This window comes from Pandoraea sp. ISTKB (assembly GCF_001721285.1).
In the GTDB taxonomy this organism is placed as follows: domain Bacteria; phylum Pseudomonadota; class Gammaproteobacteria; order Burkholderiales; family Burkholderiaceae; genus Pandoraea; species Pandoraea capi.
Genome location: NZ_MAOS01000001.1, coordinates 333,169 through 350,949 on the forward strand (window position 1 = coordinate 333,169; position 17,781 = coordinate 350,949).

Annotated in this window: 15 protein-coding genes; 5 read left to right on the forward strand and 10 right to left on the reverse strand. The window is 62.8% G+C overall.

Translation table 11 applies throughout. The features are described from left to right. Positions 1 to 4 precede the first annotated feature (4 nt). The 3 genes from A9762_RS01490 to A9762_RS01500 form a co-directional block, all read right to left on the reverse strand. Complete coding sequence (locus A9762_RS01490; protein WP_170836157.1) at positions 5 to 1,144, reverse strand: porin; 1,140 nt, start codon at positions 1,142 to 1,144, stop codon at positions 5 to 7. Between the two features lie 112 nt (positions 1,145 to 1,256). Further along, positions 1,257 to 1,949: an HD domain-containing protein gene (locus tag A9762_RS01495; RefSeq protein WP_083253526.1), complete on the reverse strand. Its 693-nt coding sequence runs from the start codon at positions 1,947 to 1,949 to the stop codon at positions 1,257 to 1,259. Positions 1,950 to 1,954: 5 nt separating this feature from the next. Beyond that, positions 1,955 to 3,487, reverse strand: a complete 1,533-nt coding sequence (locus A9762_RS01500) for an alkaline phosphatase (protein WP_069340256.1) — start codon at positions 3,485 to 3,487, stop codon at positions 1,955 to 1,957. A gap of 122 nt (positions 3,488 to 3,609) precedes the next feature. Between A9762_RS01500 and A9762_RS01505 the strand changes: the two genes are divergently transcribed. Next, on the forward strand, positions 3,610 to 4,629 hold the full coding sequence (locus A9762_RS01505; protein WP_069340257.1) for a LacI family DNA-binding transcriptional regulator: 1,020 nt from the start codon (positions 3,610 to 3,612) through the stop codon (positions 4,627 to 4,629). A 67-nt stretch (positions 4,630 to 4,696) separates the two neighbouring features. On the opposite strand, the gene A9762_RS01510 is transcribed toward A9762_RS01505, so the two are convergent. From A9762_RS01510 to A9762_RS01535, 6 genes are all read right to left on the reverse strand, one after another. After that, positions 4,697 to 5,440 carry an amino acid ABC transporter ATP-binding protein gene (locus A9762_RS01510; RefSeq protein WP_039402185.1) on the reverse strand — a complete coding sequence of 248 codons (744 nt, stop codon included), beginning with the start codon at positions 5,438 to 5,440 and terminating at the stop codon, positions 4,697 to 4,699. Between the two features lie 13 nt (positions 5,441 to 5,453). Then, a complete protein-coding gene (locus tag A9762_RS01515; RefSeq protein ID WP_069340258.1) occupies positions 5,454 to 6,593 on the reverse strand; it encodes an amino acid ABC transporter permease in 1,140 nt (379 codons plus the stop codon). A 13-nt stretch (positions 6,594 to 6,606) separates the two neighbouring features. Next, positions 6,607 to 7,500, reverse strand: coding sequence for an ABC transporter substrate-binding protein (locus A9762_RS01520; protein ID WP_240493403.1), 894 nt, complete (start codon positions 7,498 to 7,500; stop codon positions 6,607 to 6,609). Positions 7,501 to 7,574: 74 nt separating this feature from the next. Beyond that, positions 7,575 to 8,663 carry a TauD/TfdA family dioxygenase gene (locus A9762_RS01525; protein ID WP_069340259.1) on the reverse strand — a complete coding sequence of 363 codons (1,089 nt, stop codon included), beginning with the start codon at positions 8,661 to 8,663 and terminating at the stop codon, positions 7,575 to 7,577. A 506-nt stretch (positions 8,664 to 9,169) separates the two neighbouring features. Continuing rightward, complete coding sequence (locus tag A9762_RS01530) at positions 9,170 to 10,120, reverse strand: Abi family protein (protein ID WP_069340260.1); 951 nt, start codon at positions 10,118 to 10,120, stop codon at positions 9,170 to 9,172. A gap of 155 nt (positions 10,121 to 10,275) precedes the next feature. Further along, entirely contained in the window at positions 10,276 to 10,971 is a 696-nt protein-coding gene (locus A9762_RS01535; protein WP_240493404.1) for a GntR family transcriptional regulator, read from the reverse strand. 223 nt (positions 10,972 to 11,194) lie between these two features. Between A9762_RS01535 and A9762_RS01540 the strand changes: the two genes are divergently transcribed. The 4 genes from A9762_RS01540 (at position 11,195) to A9762_RS01555 (ending at position 15,073) form a co-directional block, all read left to right on the forward strand. Next, the gene (locus tag A9762_RS01540) at positions 11,195 to 12,244 is read left to right on the forward strand and encodes a D-cysteine desulfhydrase family protein (RefSeq protein ID WP_069340261.1); all 1,050 of its coding nucleotides are present in this window, start codon (positions 11,195 to 11,197) and stop codon (positions 12,242 to 12,244) included. Between the two features lie 255 nt (positions 12,245 to 12,499). Then, positions 12,500 to 12,886, forward strand: a complete 387-nt coding sequence (locus A9762_RS01545) for a DoxX family protein (protein ID WP_240493405.1) — start codon at positions 12,500 to 12,502, stop codon at positions 12,884 to 12,886. Between the two features lie 242 nt (positions 12,887 to 13,128). Further along, positions 13,129 to 13,833 (forward strand): response regulator, encoded by a 705-nt coding sequence (locus A9762_RS01550; RefSeq protein WP_069340263.1) that lies wholly within the window; start codon positions 13,129 to 13,131, stop codon positions 13,831 to 13,833. A gap of 79 nt (positions 13,834 to 13,912) precedes the next feature. After that, positions 13,913 to 15,073 (forward strand): ATP-binding protein, encoded by a 1,161-nt coding sequence (locus A9762_RS01555; RefSeq protein WP_069340264.1) that lies wholly within the window; start codon positions 13,913 to 13,915, stop codon positions 15,071 to 15,073. A gap of 69 nt (positions 15,074 to 15,142) precedes the next feature. On the opposite strand, the gene A9762_RS01560 is transcribed toward A9762_RS01555, so the two are convergent. Continuing rightward, positions 15,143 to 17,599, reverse strand: coding sequence for a patatin-like phospholipase family protein (locus A9762_RS01560; protein ID WP_083253528.1), 2,457 nt, complete (start codon positions 17,597 to 17,599; stop codon positions 15,143 to 15,145). Positions 17,600 to 17,781: the final 182 nt, after the last annotated feature.

A 17,781-nucleotide genomic window follows, 5' to 3' on the forward strand; every position in this document is an offset into this window, starting at 1 on the left:
CGACTCAGAACTTGTGCCGCAGACCCGCCGTGACGTACATCTGCGAATTCACCCCGGCATCCACGTAGACAGTGGCGATGGCCGCCTGCGCCGGGCCGATGCCGTTGTAGCCGGAGGCGTGCGCATACGTCACCACACAGAAGAGATCAGTGCGCTTGCTCAGGCTGTAATCGACGGCAGCGCTGACCTGATGGTAATGCGCCGACGAATCGCCCGAGGCATTCAGGTAGTCGTAGCCGGTCTGCGCCGCCAGCGCGGGCGTAATCTGCCACACGGCATAGACGGCATAGCTGTCGTAGCGCTGCGTCGTCTTGAATGTCGATGCGGCATCCGCGTTGTAATACGACTGGCTGTAGTAGCCGCCGAGCGTCACGTTGCCAAACGTGTAACGTCCCCCGGCGCGATAGATATCGATGGACTTCGCGCTGGCATAGGCCCGGTTCACGGCGCTGACGAAGAAGAAGTCCGTGGTGCTCGATGGACGCGCCACCGCACCCGCATTACCGTTGTCGACGTGCAGGTATCCGGCCGCCACGCGCGCCGGTCCGAAGGTGTAAGAGCCCGCCGCGCTGTAGGTCTGTCCTGAGCCGGTCGCCCCTGCTACACCGCCGAGCGCGTACATCCCCTCGATCTGCACGCCGCGCCACACGGGGCTCGTCCATTTCACCGAGTTGCCGACGCGCGCCGTGTTCTGCGAGTTGTCGACGTCGCCCGGGGCCGTCCAGTAGCCCGCCACGAAGAAGTTGCCCTGCGTGGGCAGCACCTGATCGATGAGCGGATCGTACTGACGCCCGATCAGCACCGCGCCCCACTCACGACTCGTCAGTCCCACATAGGCCTGACGGCCGAACTCGCGCGAGCCTTGCAGCAGGCGTCCGTTGGTGGAATCGAAGCCGTTCTCCAGCTTGAAGACGGATTGCAGCCCGCCACCGAGATCCTCGGTGCCGGTCAGGCCCCAGCGCGTGCCGAGGCCGTTGCCGGTCACCATCGATATCTGGCTCTGCTTGCCGCCCGCGTGATTCACGTATTGCAGGCTGGTGTCGATGATGCCGTACAGCGTCACTGAACTCTGTGCCAACGCGACCGACGGCATCGCGCAGACAGCACCCAGCAGCAGACCTGCCGCAATCGGCATCTTCATCATGATATTTCGCATAACTAATTAAATTAACAACGGTTGACGAATTCTCATTCGTCGACGTGGTGGAGTTTTCGCGTCGGACGACCCGTCGCCCGACGATTTAGCGCATTTACCGTTAGCGGTCGGGAGAGATTTCCTCGCGCAGCAGATCGACGTATGCCCGCATCGTGGCCACACGCCGCTCGCCGATGCGCTGCGCCGTGGCAGTCATGAGGCCGTCGGCCAGATGCAGCAGTTTCGTTTCGAAGTGATCGAGTGCGAAGCGTCGATCGTCCAGCTCACGGTGGGCCGCGAACGGATCGACGGGGTCGTACAGCCGCGAACCGTTGCGCCCTGCCACATAGAACGTGCGAGCGATGCCGATGGCGCCGATGGCATCGAGACGGTCGGCGTCGCGCAGCACACAAGCCTCGTGCGAACGCGGGGCAATGCCCGCCGAGAAGCTGTGCGCTTCGATGACGTGGGCGGTGGCATCGATGCGCGCCGCTTCCCAGCCCATCGTACGCAGCACCTCGCTGGCCTTGTCGGCGGACAGGCGCGACGCCTGCGAACGGCGCGGATCGGTCTTCTCTACCGCCACGCAGTCATGCAGCAACGTGGCGACGGCGAGCATCTCCAGATCGAGCCCGGGTTCCTCGGCGGCGATCTCCTTCACCAGTTTCCAGACGCGAATCAGATGCGACCAGTCGTGCGAGCCGTCGTCGCTGTCTTGCTGGCTGGCCTGCACGCCCATCGTGTCGAGTACGGCAGCGATGGTGTCGCCATACGGATGGAAAGCCTGCAGCAGCGGATTGTCAGAAGACGTCATGAGAGTCAGATTTCCAGTGCGCCGGTCCTGCCGTTCTCGATGACGAAGCGTTTGCTCGTCCGGACGGCGCCACCCGGCTTGTCGGTGAAGTCGATCGTTCGCAGATCGGTCAGAAGTTCGTTGCGCGTTACGGTGCATCGCATATAGCCGCGCTTCTCGCTCTCGAAATAGTTGACGTGGGGATTGTCCGGCATGCCTTGCGCCATCGGTTGCGCCAGCGGCTCGGGCCACAAGGCGCTGATCGACGTGCCCACGAGTTCGGTCATCGGCGCGGTGCGCGGGTCGTCACCGACGTTGCGTACGACGGACGACACCATGTATGAGTGAATGTCGCCCGATAGCGACACCGGGTTAGGCACTTTGGCTGCCACGATCTGATCGAGGATGCGATTGCGTTCGGCCGGATAGCCGTCCCACGATTGCAGGTAACGATACAGCTCGCCATTGTGACGCATGTCGAAGGGCGTCATCTTCACCGTCGAGGCGATCACGTTCCATTGCGCTGTCGTCTTTTGCAGACGGTCTGCCAGCCAGAGTTCCTGCCCCTGGCCCAGCATCGAGCGCTCGGCGGCTTCGCTCTGCCGACAGGCGCGCTCGTAGACGCCGAAGGCGAACTTGCCGTCGGACTCGGTGGCACACGGGGTCTCCGAGTCGCGGAACTGACGCGTATCGGGGATCGTAAGCCGCATCAGATTGCCGATGTCGTACCCGCGCTGGATCGGCATCGCGGGCGACGCCGGCAACGGCGCATATCGCACCGGCTGGAACTCGTACCACGCCTGATAGGCGGCGGCACGTCGATTGAGCATGGCGACATCGGTGGTGTTGTCTTCGAGCGCGTCGTGGTTATCGAGCGTCAGCACGAATGGGAAGCTTTCATGCGCACGTCGCAATGCGGCGTCAGTCTTGTAAAGCGCGTGACGGCGGCGATAGTCGTCGAGCGTCATCGGCAATGCCTGACGTTCGTGAGCACGCACACCGCCGCCACGGCTCACGTCGTAGATGTAGTCGCCCACGTGCATCACGAACGACGGATCGTCGGCGGCCATACCGTCATAAGCATCGAAATACCCTTGCTCCCAGTTTTGACACGACACGACATTGAACCGGAAGCGCGCGATGTCGGCCTGCTCGGACGGCAACGTCCGCGTGCGGCCCACGGGGCTGAGTTCACCGCCGCAGCGAAAGGCGTACCAGTATTCGCGATCGGGCGAGAGGCCGCCGACGTCCACGTGCACGGAGTGGCCGTACCTCGGTTGCGCGAGCGCCACGCCGCGTCGCACGACCTTCGTCATGCGGCGATCGGTTGCCACCATCCACTCGACGCTCACCGGCTGCGTGGCGACGGGGCTCGTGTCCGTGGTGTCGCGCGCCAGACGCGTCCAGAGCACGACGGCGTCCGAGGTCGGATCGCCGCTGGCGACCGAGAACGGAAACGCGGTGCCGTGCGCCAGGGCACGCGCGCTCGACTGCCGAATCACGACCGCCGGTGCGCCCACGAGAAGTCCGGTGCCGGCGAGAAAGGTACGACGCTTCATTGCTGTTTCCCATTACACTGCGAATGCGTCGAAGTATGCATTTCGGATCATGTCATACGTATGACTGACGGATTTTAACCACTAAACCGGAAATTCTGAATTTTCCGCATCGAATGAGCGCAATGAGCGACAAGAAGGAAGCCACACCGGCTCAGCGGCCGACGAGCCGCGACGTCGCCCGTCTGGCCGGGGTCTCCCAGTCCACCGTATCGCTGGTGTTCTCGGGCAAGGCCGAGGGACGTATCACGCCCGAACGGCGCGACCAGATTCTTCAGGCGGCCCAGACGCTGGGCTATCGACCGAACTCCTCGGCGCGCGGGCTGAAGCTCGGCACGCAGAAGCTGCTGGCACTCGGCGTGCCGAACGTGTCGAACCCGTATTTCGCCGCGGTGCTCAAGTCGATCATCGGCAGCGCGGCCGCCAACGGCTATGCCACGGTGTTGATCAACACGGGCGAATACGGCAACGATCCCGAGCGACTGCTGCTGAGTCTCGACGCGCATGCGTTCGACGGCATGATTTTCTGGGAGGCGTCGTGGACGGCGCGCGCGCTGGAGATCATGCCGACGTCCGTGGTCGTGGTCGACGGCGACTCCCCTGACGCGGCCGACGTCTTCATTCCGTCCGACGTCATCGTGCGCGAGATGGTCGATCATCTCGCGTCGCTCGGGCACACACGCATTGCCCGCGTCGGCTTCGACCTGGAAGCGAACACGTTTCGCGTGCGCTCGCGGGCGTACCGGGAAGGATTGCAGGCGCACGGACTGACGTACGACGCGCGATGGGAAATCGAGGTGCCCTTCGGCACGACGTCGTCGGCCGCCATCGAAGCGGTGCTGTCTCAGGCAGCGCCGCCCACGGCGTTCGTCTGCGACGACGACCTGCTCGCGCCGCTGGTGTATCGCGCCGCCACCCGCTGTGGACTGAAGGTCGGCGAATCGGTGTCGGTCGTAGGGGTCGGCGATATCGAGCTGGCGTCGCTGCTGGAGCCGCCGCTGACGACTATGGCGATCCCGACGCAGTCGCTCGGCGAGTCCGCCGTCGACATCTTCCTGCGCAAACGCGCCGGACAACCGGCAACGGTCAGCACCGTGCAAACGCGCCTGATCCTGCGGGAATCGACCGGGCCCTGCCCGGCCTGAATCGCAGGTCGGAAGTCCCCGCGCAAAGAAAAACCCCCTCGCACATGAACGTTCGAGGGGGTCTTTTTTACAGACGCTTCGCCTGACGAATGCTGCGCAAGAACGCGCGCGTGCGCTCCTGTTGCGGATCGCCGAAGATCTGTTCCGGCGGCCCCTCCTCGCACACGGCGCCGTCGCACAGGAAGCAGACTTTCGACGCCACTTCACGTGCGAAGCCCATCTCGTGCGTCGCCAGCAGCATCGTCATACCCTCGTGCGCCAGATCGCGCACGATGTTGAGCACCTCGGACACCAGCTCCGGGTCGAGTGCCGACGTGATTTCGTCGAGCAGCAGCACCATCGGGTCCATCGCCAGCGCGCGCACGATCGCCACGCGCTGTTGCTGTCCACCCGACATGCGATCCGGGTACTCGTTGGCCTTGTGCGCGAGGCTGAAGCGTTCGAGCAACGCCATCGCTCGCTCTTCGGCTTCACGCTTCGGTTGCTTGAGCACACGGATTGGCGCCAGCGTCACGTTTTCCAGCACGGTCATGTGCGGGAAAAGGTTGTAGCCCTGGAAGACGATGCCGATGTCGCGGCGCAGCGAGTTGACGTCCACGCCCGGCCCGGTGATGCGATCGCCGTGCACGAGTATCTCGCCCGCGTCGATCGATTCCAGTCCGTTGATACAGCGCAACAGCGTCGACTTGCCCGAACCGGACGGCCCGATCAGGCACACCACCTGATGCTCCTCCACGGTCATCGCCAGACCGTTGATGACGGACACGTCCCCGTACGACTTGGCGATATCGCGAATCTCGATGAATGACATGGTCGTTCGCTCCTCAGGCGCCGCCGGCGCGCATGCGGGCGCGGTCGCGTTTTGCCATCCGTTCCACGAAACGCACTTGCGGAACCGAGATGATGATGAAGAGAATGGCCACGGTGGTCGCTGCCGACAGGTTGTAGTGGTTCGACGCGATCACCATGGACTGGTTGAAAGCATCGATCACCCCGACCACGTTGACCAGCGCCGTGTCCTTCTGCAAGGCGATGAACGCGTTGAGCAACGGCGGAATGATCTGCCGGATGCCCTGCGGCAGCACCACGAAGCGCAGCGTCTGCGTGTACGACAGGCCGAGCGAGCGCGCCGCCGCCACCTGAGACCAATGCACGCCCTGAATCCCTGCGCGGTAGATCTCGGCAACGTAGGCGCCGACGGTCAGCGTCAGCGCAATCACGACATACGTGGTGAGCGACAGGTCCTTCAGGATCGGCACGCCGGTGAGCGGCAAGCCGAAGCCGACCAGATAGATCACCAGCACGGCGGGCATCGCGCGGAAGATGTCGACGTAGGCCGTGGCGATGAAGCGCAGCGGCTTGCCGGCATTGCCGGGCGCGAACATCGCCAGTGCCACGATCAGGCCCCAGATCAGCACGAAGACTTCCGCGATCAGGAAGATCTTCACGTTCACCCAGAAGGCCGTGAGCACGAGCGGGAACGTGTTGACGATCAGCGGCACGAGGAAGAACGTCTTCGCCACCGCCAGATTGTTCGCCAGCACGAACTGCAACGCGAGCACGACGATCAGTTGCGCGAGCGTGTAACCCAGCGTGATCCAGCTTTGCACCCCCGCCTCGGATCTGGCCACCCGTGCCGCGACGATGTCGCGACGCGAGGTGGCGCGTCCGAAGTCCCGATAGCGCGCAAAACCACGCGCGAGCGGCACGAGCACGAGCAGCGACGCAAGACCGAGCACGACAGTGCCTACGGGCACCCACCAGCCGTTCAACTGGTTGGCGAGCAGCCCATCACGCAGCGCGGCGATCGTGTAGACACTGCTGGCGACGGCAATCGCCGCCCCCAGCAACGCACACAGGCATAGCACCGTTGGCGCCGACGGCATGCCGCCGATGTTCAGGCGACGCTCCCGGCCCATGCTGCCGAGGATCGCCCCCGGCGCCTTTTGAGTGGATTGGCTCATGGTCGTGGCGACCTCACGGCGTCAGGATCGGCAGCTTGGCGGGATCGGCGCCGAGGCTCGGCACGAGATATTGCGTGGCCAGACGGTCGAACGTGCCGTCCTTCTTCATCTCGGCGATCAGCTTGTTGAACGCGGCGAGGTTCGGCGAGTCCTTGTTGACCAGACCGCCCCACTGCTCGCTCGTGTCGTAGCGGCCGACGACTTCGAAGCGGCCTTCCGACTTCTTGGCGATGGACAGCACGTTGGGCGTGTCGTACAGCACGGCGTCGACCTGACCGGCGGCGAGCGCGGCGTACATGGCGGCGGCATCGGTGTAGACCTTCGGGTGCTCGGCGACCTTCACCTTGTCCGTCAGATACGGCAGGATCGTGGTGCCTTGCTTCACGCCCAGACGCATCTTCTTGATGCTTTCGCGATCGACCTTCGTCCCCGTCTTCACGAGAATGCCCTGATCCGAGTTGAAGTACGGGTCGGTGAAGTTCACGACCTTCTTGCGCTCGTCCGTGATGGTGATTTCGCTCAGCGCGATATCGAAGCCCTTTGCCTGCCCCGTCACCACTTGCGCAAACGAACGGTTGACGACGATCACGCGATCCAGGCCTGCGCGGTAGGCCATGTTCGCGGCCATGCAGTACTCGAAGCCGTCCTTGATGGTGTCGGGCGAGTCGCCGTTCCACCAGCCCGGGGCCGGCAGCACGGGACGCACCGACAGCGCACCCGGCGTAACCGTTTCGAGCTTGATCGAGCCACGCGTGCCGGTGACCTGGCAGTTGCCGTAGTCAGGCGCGGCGGCGGCCGTCGTCGACATCGCGCAGAGGCCGCCCAGCATGAGCGGAATGAGCAGCATGCGCAGCGGGGTCGTCTTGCGGGTTGCGCGTTTCTTGTCTTGCCGTTCGATCGGGTTCATGGGGAAGTCTCTCCTTGCGTCTTGAGTGTGGGGTTCGGGGGCGCGAACGTCAGGGTTAGGGGCAGGCGTCGGGCTCAGGTAGCGGCTGCGGACAAATTGGCAGGCAGTGCGGCCGCCGGTTGTGCGATGCCGCCGTGCGGCTTGCCGGCACCGACATCGCCCCATAGCACGGCGTGATCCTCCGGCAGGGCGCGCGAGTTCGGCATCGACAGCCACAGACGCATGAGCATGCGGTCCTGCCCCGTCTTCACGTCGTCGACGAAGGCGGTGCGGCCGTGGTACACGATGTGATTGTTGAGCAACTGAATGTCGCCCGGCGCGAAGCGCATCTGGAAGCATTCTTCTTCGGCCAGCGCCATGAGCATCTGAATGGCTTCGTGCTCGGCGTCGCTTAGCTTGCGCACGCCCGGCAGCATCTGCGCGTTCTCAATATAGGTGAGCGAGAAGTGGCTCGTCAGCTTGCCGTCTCGCACGCCGAAAATGGGCAGGTCGTAGGCGACGTGTTCACCACCGGCTTCTTCGCCGAAGCGGCTGCGCGGAATCGGCTGGCACAGCAGTGCGTGCAGGTCCGGACGGCGCTTGAGCATCTCGTTGTAGACGGTGGCGCTGCTGGCCAGTTTGCTCACGCCGCCTTCGGATGCCTGACGCACGCACAGCAGGCCGACGACATCACAGCGATCCGTATGGAAACGCAATTGGCCGGGCGACAGCGTGCGGGCACCCGACGAGAGGAATTGCTTGCCCGAGCTGTCGACCGTCGCGCCATAGAGCTTGGCGCCGACACCCATGCCTTCGTCCTTGATCTCGCGCATGACTTCGCCGCGGTAGTTCTGGAACATCGGCGTGCCCAGATGCGCGCCCAGCGCGTACCACATGCGGCGGAGTTCTTCCGCGTTGTAGCGGCTCACGTCGAGACCGCGAATCTTGACCATGCCCGAGCCGTTTTCGAGTTCTTCGCGCACATCGTCGAAAAACGCGCCGGCATCGGGCAGCGGGAAGTTCTGACGATTGATGTCGCGCCAGTCGATGTCGCGCGTCAGTGCGATCGCGGCATCGATCTGCGCCAGCACCTGCGCCGGGAACGTCTTGACCCAGCGGTCGTTGTTCGCCATTTCGGCACCGCGCCAGACGGCAGCGCCCTGAAGACTCTTGGACTCGGACATGAAACCCTCCTGATGGATGTTGATTAGTAGTTCGCCCTGCGTTGTATATACATGTAAAGACATTACACCCAGTTTTTCGATTCCGGCAATCAGGGGTTGCGTCGGATCAGGGAAAGTCCTAGCCCTGGAAAACAACACAGCGGCGAGGTGTCCTGGGTGTGCTCTACAGCGCAGTGCGGGCGCGCGCAGCGCCTCGCTGGCAGACGACAGGCGAGACAGATGACGGGCCCGAAGCCCCGCGCGGGACTGCCCGAACAACCGGGTACGCATGACCCCGGTCACATGGACTATACGCGATCAAAAATGAGTCCGTATATTATTTATTATTTTCGTATACGATTTTGGGCGAGCAAATATAGAAGAAAGCGCTGGATATGAGAAACGAAAAGGGGGAGTGCTTTCGCACTCCCCCTTCCCTTTAGCGTAGGACGTTGCGCTTCATCGAGAGGCGTCCCCAGCGTTGTTGGTTTGCATTATACGGTTCCACAACCTTCCGATCAAATTGGTTACTCCCACGCGCGCCTCGTTCGCCAGTCAGGCGGGAATCCGAGGTGTATGAGGGGCTCCACGTGTCGACACGTCAAAAGCGCTTTGGCGAGCTCATCGCGCCATTCGGCCCCGTGCTCTAACGGGTCGAGGAGCGCCTTGATCATTACGGCACGCGAATAAAATGTTGTCGATTGCTTCATCTCGTCGCCGTAGTGTATGACGCTCACCGTCACAGGCTGCGCGGGTTGCGAAACAGTTAGTTTCATGTGCCAAAGTCGCGTGTGGTGTGCGCAAGCGTTACGCAGATCAGTAAGCGAACGGAGCCACGATACGATCACGGTATCGTTAAATTTTGCCCAGTGATAGCGGGTCACTCGCTTTCGAGAAGCGGAATTCAAGGCATCTAATGTGCGCGATAGCGCGCCGAGCGTCAGTCGTTCGAACACCAACCATGCAGGTGGTAGCTCTGGCTCCGCATACGTCTCGAGATAGTGCGTAAGACTTGGACCTCGTTTGTCTTTGCACGCTTTTGCAATCAAGGCCAAAACCTCTGAGTATCTTGAAATCGTGGCGAACAGCCCCCGCTCCAAATACCAATGACTACCATCGTGGGTAGCCAGTGAATTTGACAACGCCGTTCGAAGCGAGACCTCGATCCGTTCAATCGCACTCATCGTGATCGCACGAAGCCGTCGATCAAACTCGTAAAGCTCAACAATGTGAGAGAACTTCGTATTGGGTAGAAAATTTTTCGTTGCGGAGGATTGAAATCGCCGCATGAAAATCAAGAGTCGGTAGTATCCGATAGACCTTAGTGCGCGCAGGTTCGCAAGGCGGTCATCGATACGAAGTCCTCGATCCCACAGTCGCTGCAATGCTGCCTCCGGCTCGATGGGCGCTTTGGCATAGATACGACCCGGTTGAGGAGGAGTGACTGGCTTTTTGAGAATCTTCGGGCGAGCAGTCATACGATATTGCGGGCAACGTAACTTCGGCGACTCCAGCGGAACAGTGAAACGCGCGATCGCTTCCCGCCATTTAGTTTGCTAAACGATAAGACCAGGCAGGATTATCATCGCAAAGAAACCGAAATGATCACCGCGAGCGAAAACTCGGAAACGGCTTACACCTTCCCGCTCAATCGGAAGAACGCCATCACCTCTCGCTGTGTCTGTTCGAGGTGCTTGCGAAGCAGGCGTACGGCCGTTTTCGTGTCGCCTGCGGCGCAGGCGCGGTGAATCGCGATGTGTTCGTCAGTGGAGCGCTGGTGATCGTTGACGGCGGAGAGATGCGCGCGCAGAAAGCGTCCCATGCGTTCTTGCGCTGCCTGTGCCGTAGCGACCAGACGCGGGCGATTCGCCGGGGCGTAAAGCGCCTGATGGAACGCCAGGTTAAGATCGCTCCACGACTGCGGCGTATCCGCCTTCGCATAACGCTTGAGCAACTGTTCAGCCAGCGCCAGATCGCTCGGCGCCATGTTCGGCACCGCCAGCTCCAGCGCGCGGCATTCGAGCGCGATGCGCATGTCGAGCATCTCGACGCAGTCGTTGACGGTGAGCGGCGAGACGATCGCGCCGGCATTGCGCTTGAGCGATACCCAGCCCTCGGATTGCAGACGCATCAACGCTTCACGCACCGGGATCTTGCTCACGCCAATCTGCGCCGCGATGTCGTCCTGACGAATCGGCGCCCCCTCCGGCAACTCGCCCGAGAGGATCTGCCGACGAATCGCCTCATAGGCGCGCTCCGCAGTCGAGAGCGATGCGGTATCAGGGCTATCGACGATATCGGCAGTATCGGTGTGGGCGATTCGGGTCACGGAAGCTCGTCAGGCGAAAGGTGGATCAAGGCGAGAATGAACGACCCGACGATTATACAATTTCAATATTCCGTATACTTTTTCGGGTCGACGCGTTGGACGCGCTTTCAGTCCGGTTCCCCCTGACTTTCCGGCACGCGACATAAAACATCAGACTCCCCCCAACCGCAGTCACCCACATCGACGCTGGGCGTGCTGAAGACCGCCAGCGTCAGGAGGCAGCATGATCTCTTCGTTGCAATCGGCACTCGATAAATTCCCCACCGTTTCCTTGATGAGCCAGCCAACGCCCATTGCGCGTCTCACGCGGCTCGAACAGGCGTGTAGCGCGCAGGCGCGCGGCATCCGCATCTTCGTGAAGCGCGACGATCTGGGCGACACCGGCGGTGGCGGCAACAAGCTGCGCAAGCTCTCGTTCCTGCTGGGCGAAGCGCTCGCCACCAACGTCGACACCATCATCGCCATGGGCGGGATGCAGTCGAATCATGCGCGTCTGACGGCAGCGGCCTGCGCACGTCTGGGTCTCTCCTGCGAACTGCTGCTCGCCGACCTGGTACCGAAACACGAGACCGACTACCGCGAGAACGGCAACGTTCTGCTCGACCGGATTCTCGGCGCAACGCTGACGTTTCTGCCTGCGGGCAGCGACACGATGGGCATCGCAAACGCGCGCGCACAAACATTGTCGGCGAGCGGCCGCAAAGCGATGGTCATCCCAACAGGCGGATCGTCGCCGCTGGGCACGCTGGGGTACGTCGGCTGCGCACAGGAAATTCTCGATTACGAAGCCGCGAACGGCATCGAGTTCGGTCACATCGTGGTACCGAACGGCAGCAGTGCCACGCATGCCGGTCTGACGGCCGGTCTTCAGATTGCCGGGCGACGCGGCAAGATCGTGCGCGCGTACTCCGTGCTCCATGATCAGCCGACGACGCTCGCCAAAACCGTGCAACTGGTCGAAGACGCACTCGCGTTACTCGGCGCAAGCGACACTCCCTTCGACGCCACGTCGGACGTCATCGTGGACGGCAACTATCGCGGCGACGGCTACGGCCTGCCGACCACCGCGATGATCGAAGCCGTGCAGCAACTCGCACGCACCGAAGGTCTGCTGCTCGACCCGGTGTATTCGGGCAAAGCCTTCTCCGGCTTGCTCAACGATATCGAGAGCGGCCGCTTCGGCACGAATACCGACGTGTTGTTCGTTATGACCGGCGGCACGCCCGGTCTGTTCGCCTACCGAAGCACGTTCGCCCCCGACACCGCGAATTGAGCGCCGAGCGCATGGCAAAGGCCTCCTTTGGCGGATTGCCTCGGCGGCCGACTACCACGCTTCGCACCATAAAAGCGGTGTGCCGATTGTTCCGTCCATGCAACTTTGAATTTCCGGAGCGCGTATTTTGTGCGGCGCAGCGCGTCGATATGATGAGCGCCACCTGTGGCAGCACGAACGCCGACAGGCACGAGTCAATATGGATTGCCGACATCTTCGTCGGGTGACATTTGCTTTTGGATGAGAACAATCGCCATGCAGCGTTTCAATATTCAGTGGGTTGCGCGGGTGCTGATGTCGGCCCTGTTCCTGATCGCCGGGATTCGCAAGATTATGGCCTTCAAGGCTACCGTCGGTTATTTCGCGGCCATCGGCCTGCCGTTCAGTGAAGTCGTCGCCGTACTGGTCATCCTGATCGAAGCCGGCGGTGCCATCGCGCTGATTCTGGGCTGGCGCCTCAAGCCGCTCGCGATCGGCCTTGCGATCTACACCGTGGCGACGGCCTTCATCGGACACCGCTTCTGGGCCGCCGACCCAGCGCAGTTCAGCGGCCAGTTGAACAACTTCTTCAAGAACATCGCCATCGCCGGCGGCTTCCTGCTGCTCCTCGCCCAATCGGATTCGTCCAATTCGAAAGCGTAAGTGGCTTTGCGTCGCTGCGACGACTTAACAACGTAACGACGTAACGATTTAACGCCCCGGCGCGACGGCCTCCACCGCCGCACCCCAACCCCGACAGGCCCCGGCCTTCGGGGTTTTTCTTTTAAGGGAGTGCTTAACAAAGTTGGGACGACGCTGCCATAGAGAATTGTCGAGTTTTGTCGACTTGCCATACCGGCGTGCACGAAGCCGTTACACTTCCGACATCTCGTGAAAACTCCCAAATGTCTGCCCGAATTCTCCTCGTCGAAGACGACGCCCGTCTTTCCGCACTGATTAGCGGTTATCTCCAGAAGCACGGCTATCAGGTCGAGTGCGTGCTCGATGGCGCGCGGGCCGTGCAAACGATTCTGCGGCGGCGTCCCGATCTGGTGATTCTCGACGTCAACCTGCCGGGCAAGGACGGCTTCGAGATCTGCCGCGAAGCCCGCGCGCAGTATCGCGGCATCGTCATCATGGTGACGGCACGTGACGAGGAGTTCGACGAGGTGCTAGGCCTCGAACTCGGTGCCGACGACTACGTCCACAAGCCGGTCGAACCGCGTGTGCTGCTCGCCCGCATCAAGGCGCAATTGCGACGCAACGAGCATCTCGCTCCGAACATCAATCAGCCCGAAAGCCTGTTGCTCGGCAAGTGTCGTATCGATCGCGGCACTCGCTCGGTCACGTTACCGAACGGCAAGCAGCCCGAATTGACGTCGGCCGAATTCGATCTGCTCTGGGCGCTGGCGTGTTCGGCAGGCGAAGTCGTGACGCGTGATGCGCTGGTGCGGCAACTGCGTGGTGTCGAGTTCGACGGGATCGACCGGTCCGTCGACGGCGGCATCTACAAGTTGCGTCGCAAGCTCAACGACGATCCGGCGGCGCCGCAATGCATTCTGACGGTGCGCGGCAAGGGCTACCAACTCAACAAGTCGTGCTGGGATTGATCCGGCGCGACTTCGCTGACGACCTACTTCACGACCTCAATCTCGACCTCATTCACGACCGGCCTCGCCGGCACTGACGATGCAGACCCACAAACTCCAGCCCTATCGCTACTGCCGGCTGCGGTGGCTGCGATTCCGACGATCGTGGACGGACACACGCGCCGACCGGCGGCCAAGCTGGTCGCGTCTGTATGTACGCACGTACTCGAAGCTGCTTCAGCTTTGCCTGATGGTGCTCGCCGTGCCCGCGCTGCTGCTGTGGATCGTCTTGCCCCAAAGCGCGTGGGAGGGTGTGCTGAGCGCGTCGCACTTCATCGTGCCTTGCGTGCTGAGCACGCTGCTGCTGCCCGCGTTCGTGGCGTATCGCTGGATGCGCCCGGTCTGGCTCGATCTCGTGATGGTGCGCGAGCGCGCCATCGACTTCAGCGGCGGACGCTTTCACACTCGCGCCAAGGAGTCGTACAGCGTGATCATCGGCCCTCTGGCGCGTACGCTCAACGCGCTGGCCGAGCGCATGGAAAAGCTGATCGCCACGCAACGCGATCTGACCAACGGCATCTCCCACGAATTGCGCACGCCACTCGCGCGGCTGCGCTTCGCCCTGGAAATTCTGCGTGACCCGACGTCCGAGCCGCAGGCGTGTCAGCAAGCGTTAGTCGGCATCGATCAGGACGTGACCGAACTCGACGAGCTGATCGACATGAGCCTCACCTTCGCACGGCTCGAATACAGCTCGCTCCAATCGAATCTCGAAGCGACGTCCGTGGCTCACTGGTTCACCAATCAGGTGCGCGACGCGACACTGCTCTACGCCGAACGGGAGATTACGCCGACGTGTCAGCTCGATGCGTCGTGTCAGGTCGTCATGGACAAGCGGCTGATGTCGTATGCGATGCGCAATTTGCTGCGCAATGCCAGTCGTTACGCGAGATCGCGCATCGAGGTCGGCATGGCCTTGCGGCACGGCAACATCGAGATCTACGTCGAAGACGACGGCCCCGGCATCGCGCCGGCCGATCGCGCGAAGATCTTCGACGCCTTCGTGCGCCTCGACCGCCGCACCGGCGGGTACGGCCTCGGGCTGGCGATCACCGAGCAGGTCATGCGGGCGCACCACGGCAACGTTGCCGCGACCGATCCGGTGCGCCTCGGCGGCGCGCGCTTCGAAATCCGGTGGCCTGCCGTGACGGCATCGGCCTCTGCGACTTCGCTCCCGGCCTCGCATCCGGACGCGCCCTAACCCTCTCTGACGCACTCTGACGCGGCCTGACCGGCTGTCGGTCGCCGCGCCGTATGTCGGCGTCGCCCCTCAATACGTACGGCCCAACTGGAAGTAGAGGTTGTTGCGTCCACCGGGCGCCATCGCGAAACCGACGTAGATCGGACCGAACGAGGTCGTCAGTGCGGTGAAGAGCGTGACGCTGCGCTTGAGCGTACCGCTGCCGAAGGAGTCGTCCGCCGACCAGACGTTACCGGCTTCCAGACTCACGCCGACGAACAACCGGCGAATCGGCGAGGCGGTGAACGACGCAATGCGATTCATGTACGTGATGTTGCCGTACGCCATCGAGTTGCCCGCCAACTGGTCGGCCGCATACGCCGACAGATGCTGGAAGCCGCCAAGCGTGAAGCCGAACGGATTCGTCACGTTCACGCCGCCGAAGTTGTTGCCTGCCTCCAGCGTGGCGCTCACGCTGTGCCGCCCGTAGCTCATCGCCACCATGCCCTTGCCGTACACCTCCGTGTAGCTGTTGCTGCCCGCGAACAGCGAACGCTCGGCACGCAACTCGGTGAAGTAACCACGACGCGCGAATTGCGGATCGTCGAGCTGATCGATGACCAGCCGGGCACGCGCGCTCAGTTGTCGTCCGGAGATGTCGGGGAAAAGCAGTTGCCGGTACGCGCCCGGATCGTCGTCATCGTCGCCGATAGGCAGGTTGTATTGCGGCACGGCCGTGCCGTGCGCATAGGCCACACCGATACGGAAGTCGCCCAGCGTCGAGACCGGGAAACCGATGTCGACCCCGGCCCGCTCGGTCGTCAGCCGGTAGCGGGTGAGTTTGACCTCGACCGAGTCGTCGTACAGATTCGCGTGACGGCGCTGCACGTCGACATACGGCGCAATGTACGCGCCCCACGGATTCGCGAACGGCTGGCGCAACTCCGCGTGCAGTTCCGCGACGTCGCTGCCGAGCGTGGTGTCCACGCGCGCTTCGAGGCCGCTGCTCGTCAGCCACGGACGACGATAGCCGAGATGCAGACGGAAGCTGCCCTCCTCCTTCGACGTCGCCGACAGCCCCAACCCGAACAGCAGGAAGTTCGGGCCCCAGCGCTTTTCCTGCGCTGTGATGACGAGTTTGTTCTGTCCGTTCTCGTCGACGAACTGCTGCGTGACGCTCTCGAAATCGTCTTCGTTGACGAGTGCGAGCAGGTCCTTGTTGACGACGGCAGGATCGTACACGTCGCCCTCTTTCACATGCAGTGCGGCGCGAATCTTCTCTGCCGGGACCACCCCGCGCGAATGGACTTCGACTTTCGCGATGCGCACCGCCGGGCCCTGCATCGTCGAATGCGCGCTGCGCCAGACGGCATATTGCGCCGGGCTCAATTCAAGTTGACGCAGCTTCGGCAGCGCCGCCCGCGCGGCCGCCTCCCCCGCAGCGATCGCTTGCGATGCGTTTTCGAAATCGGTGAAGGTCAGACGCCCCAGATCCGGCTGAATCAGCACATCGCTCGCGTGCAGTTGTTCACGCTGGCGGGCAACGTTCTGGCGAATCAGAATGCCGACCATCTGCTGGAAGACATCCGCCGGGGACGACAGCGCATCCAGCGGACGCAGCGGCGAACCGATATCCACAGCGATCACGATGTCCGCCCCCATCGAGCGGGCCGTTTCCACCGGCAGGTTGCTGACGATGCCGCCGTCGACGAGCGTGCGACCACCGACATCGACCGGCGAGAAAAGACCGGGTAACGCCATGCTCGCGCGAATCGCTTGCGGCAACGAACCGTGATCGAGCACCACCATCTGTCCCGTCTGCAAATCGGCCGCTATCGCGCGGAACGGCACCGGCAACCTGTCGAACGACACCGAGCCACCGATGGCCGGCGTCCACTCCTGCAACAGCGCCTGAAGCTTGTTGCCGTGAACAAGACCCGACGGAAGCTGGAACCCGTTACGTCCGAAACCGAGGGAAAAGCTGTCGACGTAGTAGCGCTCGTCTTCGCGTTGCGATTGCGGCAGATCGCTGCGATCGGTGACGTCGAATGCGATGTCCGCGAGATTCACGTGCTCCAGTCGGGCACGCATCTCCTCGGCGCTGAGCCCGCTGGCGTAAAGCCCGCCGACGACCGCCCCCATGCTGGTCGCCGCGACACAATCCACCGGGATGTGATTCTCTTCGAGCACCTTGAGCACGCCGAGGTGCGCGTAGCCGCGCGCACCGCCGCCGGACAGCACCAGACCGACGGAGGGACGGCCGGGAGCGCCGCCTTGCACGCGGCAAACGGTGCCGCCAGCGGGCGCGGAGGCAGAGACCTGGCTCGCCGGCCCTGCCTGCGATATCGGCGCGGCCCATGCCGAGACGGGGACAGTGGAGGTGGCGAGCGCCGGGGCGACGTTGGCACCTTGCCCGGCCGATAAGCCCGGCGCAGCGTTTGCTAACGGAGCGCAAAGCCCCCCAAGCACAGCGCCGGTCAGCAAGCACAGACCCAGCCAGCGAAAACCGTCCCGGTGGCGCTTTTGGAGATTCGGGAAACGGCTCATGGCTTACGGGGGGGCTGGGAAAAGACGCAAGAATACCCGTTTTCCGTTTCACCCAACGGACCAGACGGGCGGCACGTGGCGCCGCGCCGTATCCGCGAATTACGTTTGGGAATTATCCTTGCGGCGAAGCGTACGTTTCGCGTGTCGCTGATCCGTCGCGAACCTGCCGACGGTATTCGGAG

What these genes read in the sequence shown, in the direction of transcription:
- A9762_RS01505 (WP_069340257.1), top strand. Translation starts at nt 3,610, where the DNA reads ATGAGCGACAAGAAGGAAGCCACACCGGCTCAGCGGCCGACGAGCCGC.
- A9762_RS01530 (WP_069340260.1), bottom strand. Translation starts at nt 10,120, where the DNA reads ATGACTGCTCGCCCGAAGATTCTCAAAAAGCCAGTCACTCCTCCTCAA.
- A9762_RS01540 (WP_069340261.1), top strand. Translation starts at nt 11,195, where the DNA reads ATGATCTCTTCGTTGCAATCGGCACTCGATAAATTCCCCACCGTTTCC.
- A9762_RS01555 (WP_069340264.1), top strand. Translation starts at nt 13,913, where the DNA reads ATGCAGACCCACAAACTCCAGCCCTATCGCTACTGCCGGCTGCGGTGG.
- A9762_RS01520 (WP_240493403.1), bottom strand. Translation starts at nt 7,500, where the DNA reads ATGAACCCGATCGAACGGCAAGACAAGAAACGCGCAACCCGCAAGACG.
- A9762_RS01495 (WP_083253526.1), bottom strand. Translation starts at nt 1,949, where the DNA reads ATGACGTCTTCTGACAATCCGCTGCTGCAGGCTTTCCATCCGTATGGC.
- A9762_RS01560 (WP_083253528.1), bottom strand. Translation starts at nt 17,599, where the DNA reads ATGAGCCGTTTCCCGAATCTCCAAAAGCGCCACCGGGACGGTTTTCGC.
- A9762_RS01550 (WP_069340263.1), top strand. Translation starts at nt 13,129, where the DNA reads ATGTCTGCCCGAATTCTCCTCGTCGAAGACGACGCCCGTCTTTCCGCA.
- A9762_RS01515 (WP_069340258.1), bottom strand. Translation starts at nt 6,593, where the DNA reads ATGAGCCAATCCACTCAAAAGGCGCCGGGGGCGATCCTCGGCAGCATG.
- A9762_RS01510 (WP_039402185.1), bottom strand. Translation starts at nt 5,440, where the DNA reads ATGTCATTCATCGAGATTCGCGATATCGCCAAGTCGTACGGGGACGTG.
- A9762_RS01490 (WP_170836157.1), bottom strand. Translation starts at nt 1,144, where the DNA reads ATGATGAAGATGCCGATTGCGGCAGGTCTGCTGCTGGGTGCTGTCTGC.
- A9762_RS01525 (WP_069340259.1), bottom strand. Translation starts at nt 8,663, where the DNA reads ATGTCCGAGTCCAAGAGTCTTCAGGGCGCTGCCGTCTGGCGCGGTGCC.
- A9762_RS01500 (WP_069340256.1), bottom strand. Translation starts at nt 3,487, where the DNA reads ATGAAGCGTCGTACCTTTCTCGCCGGCACCGGACTTCTCGTGGGCGCA.
- A9762_RS01545 (WP_240493405.1), top strand. Translation starts at nt 12,500, where the DNA reads ATGCAGCGTTTCAATATTCAGTGGGTTGCGCGGGTGCTGATGTCGGCC.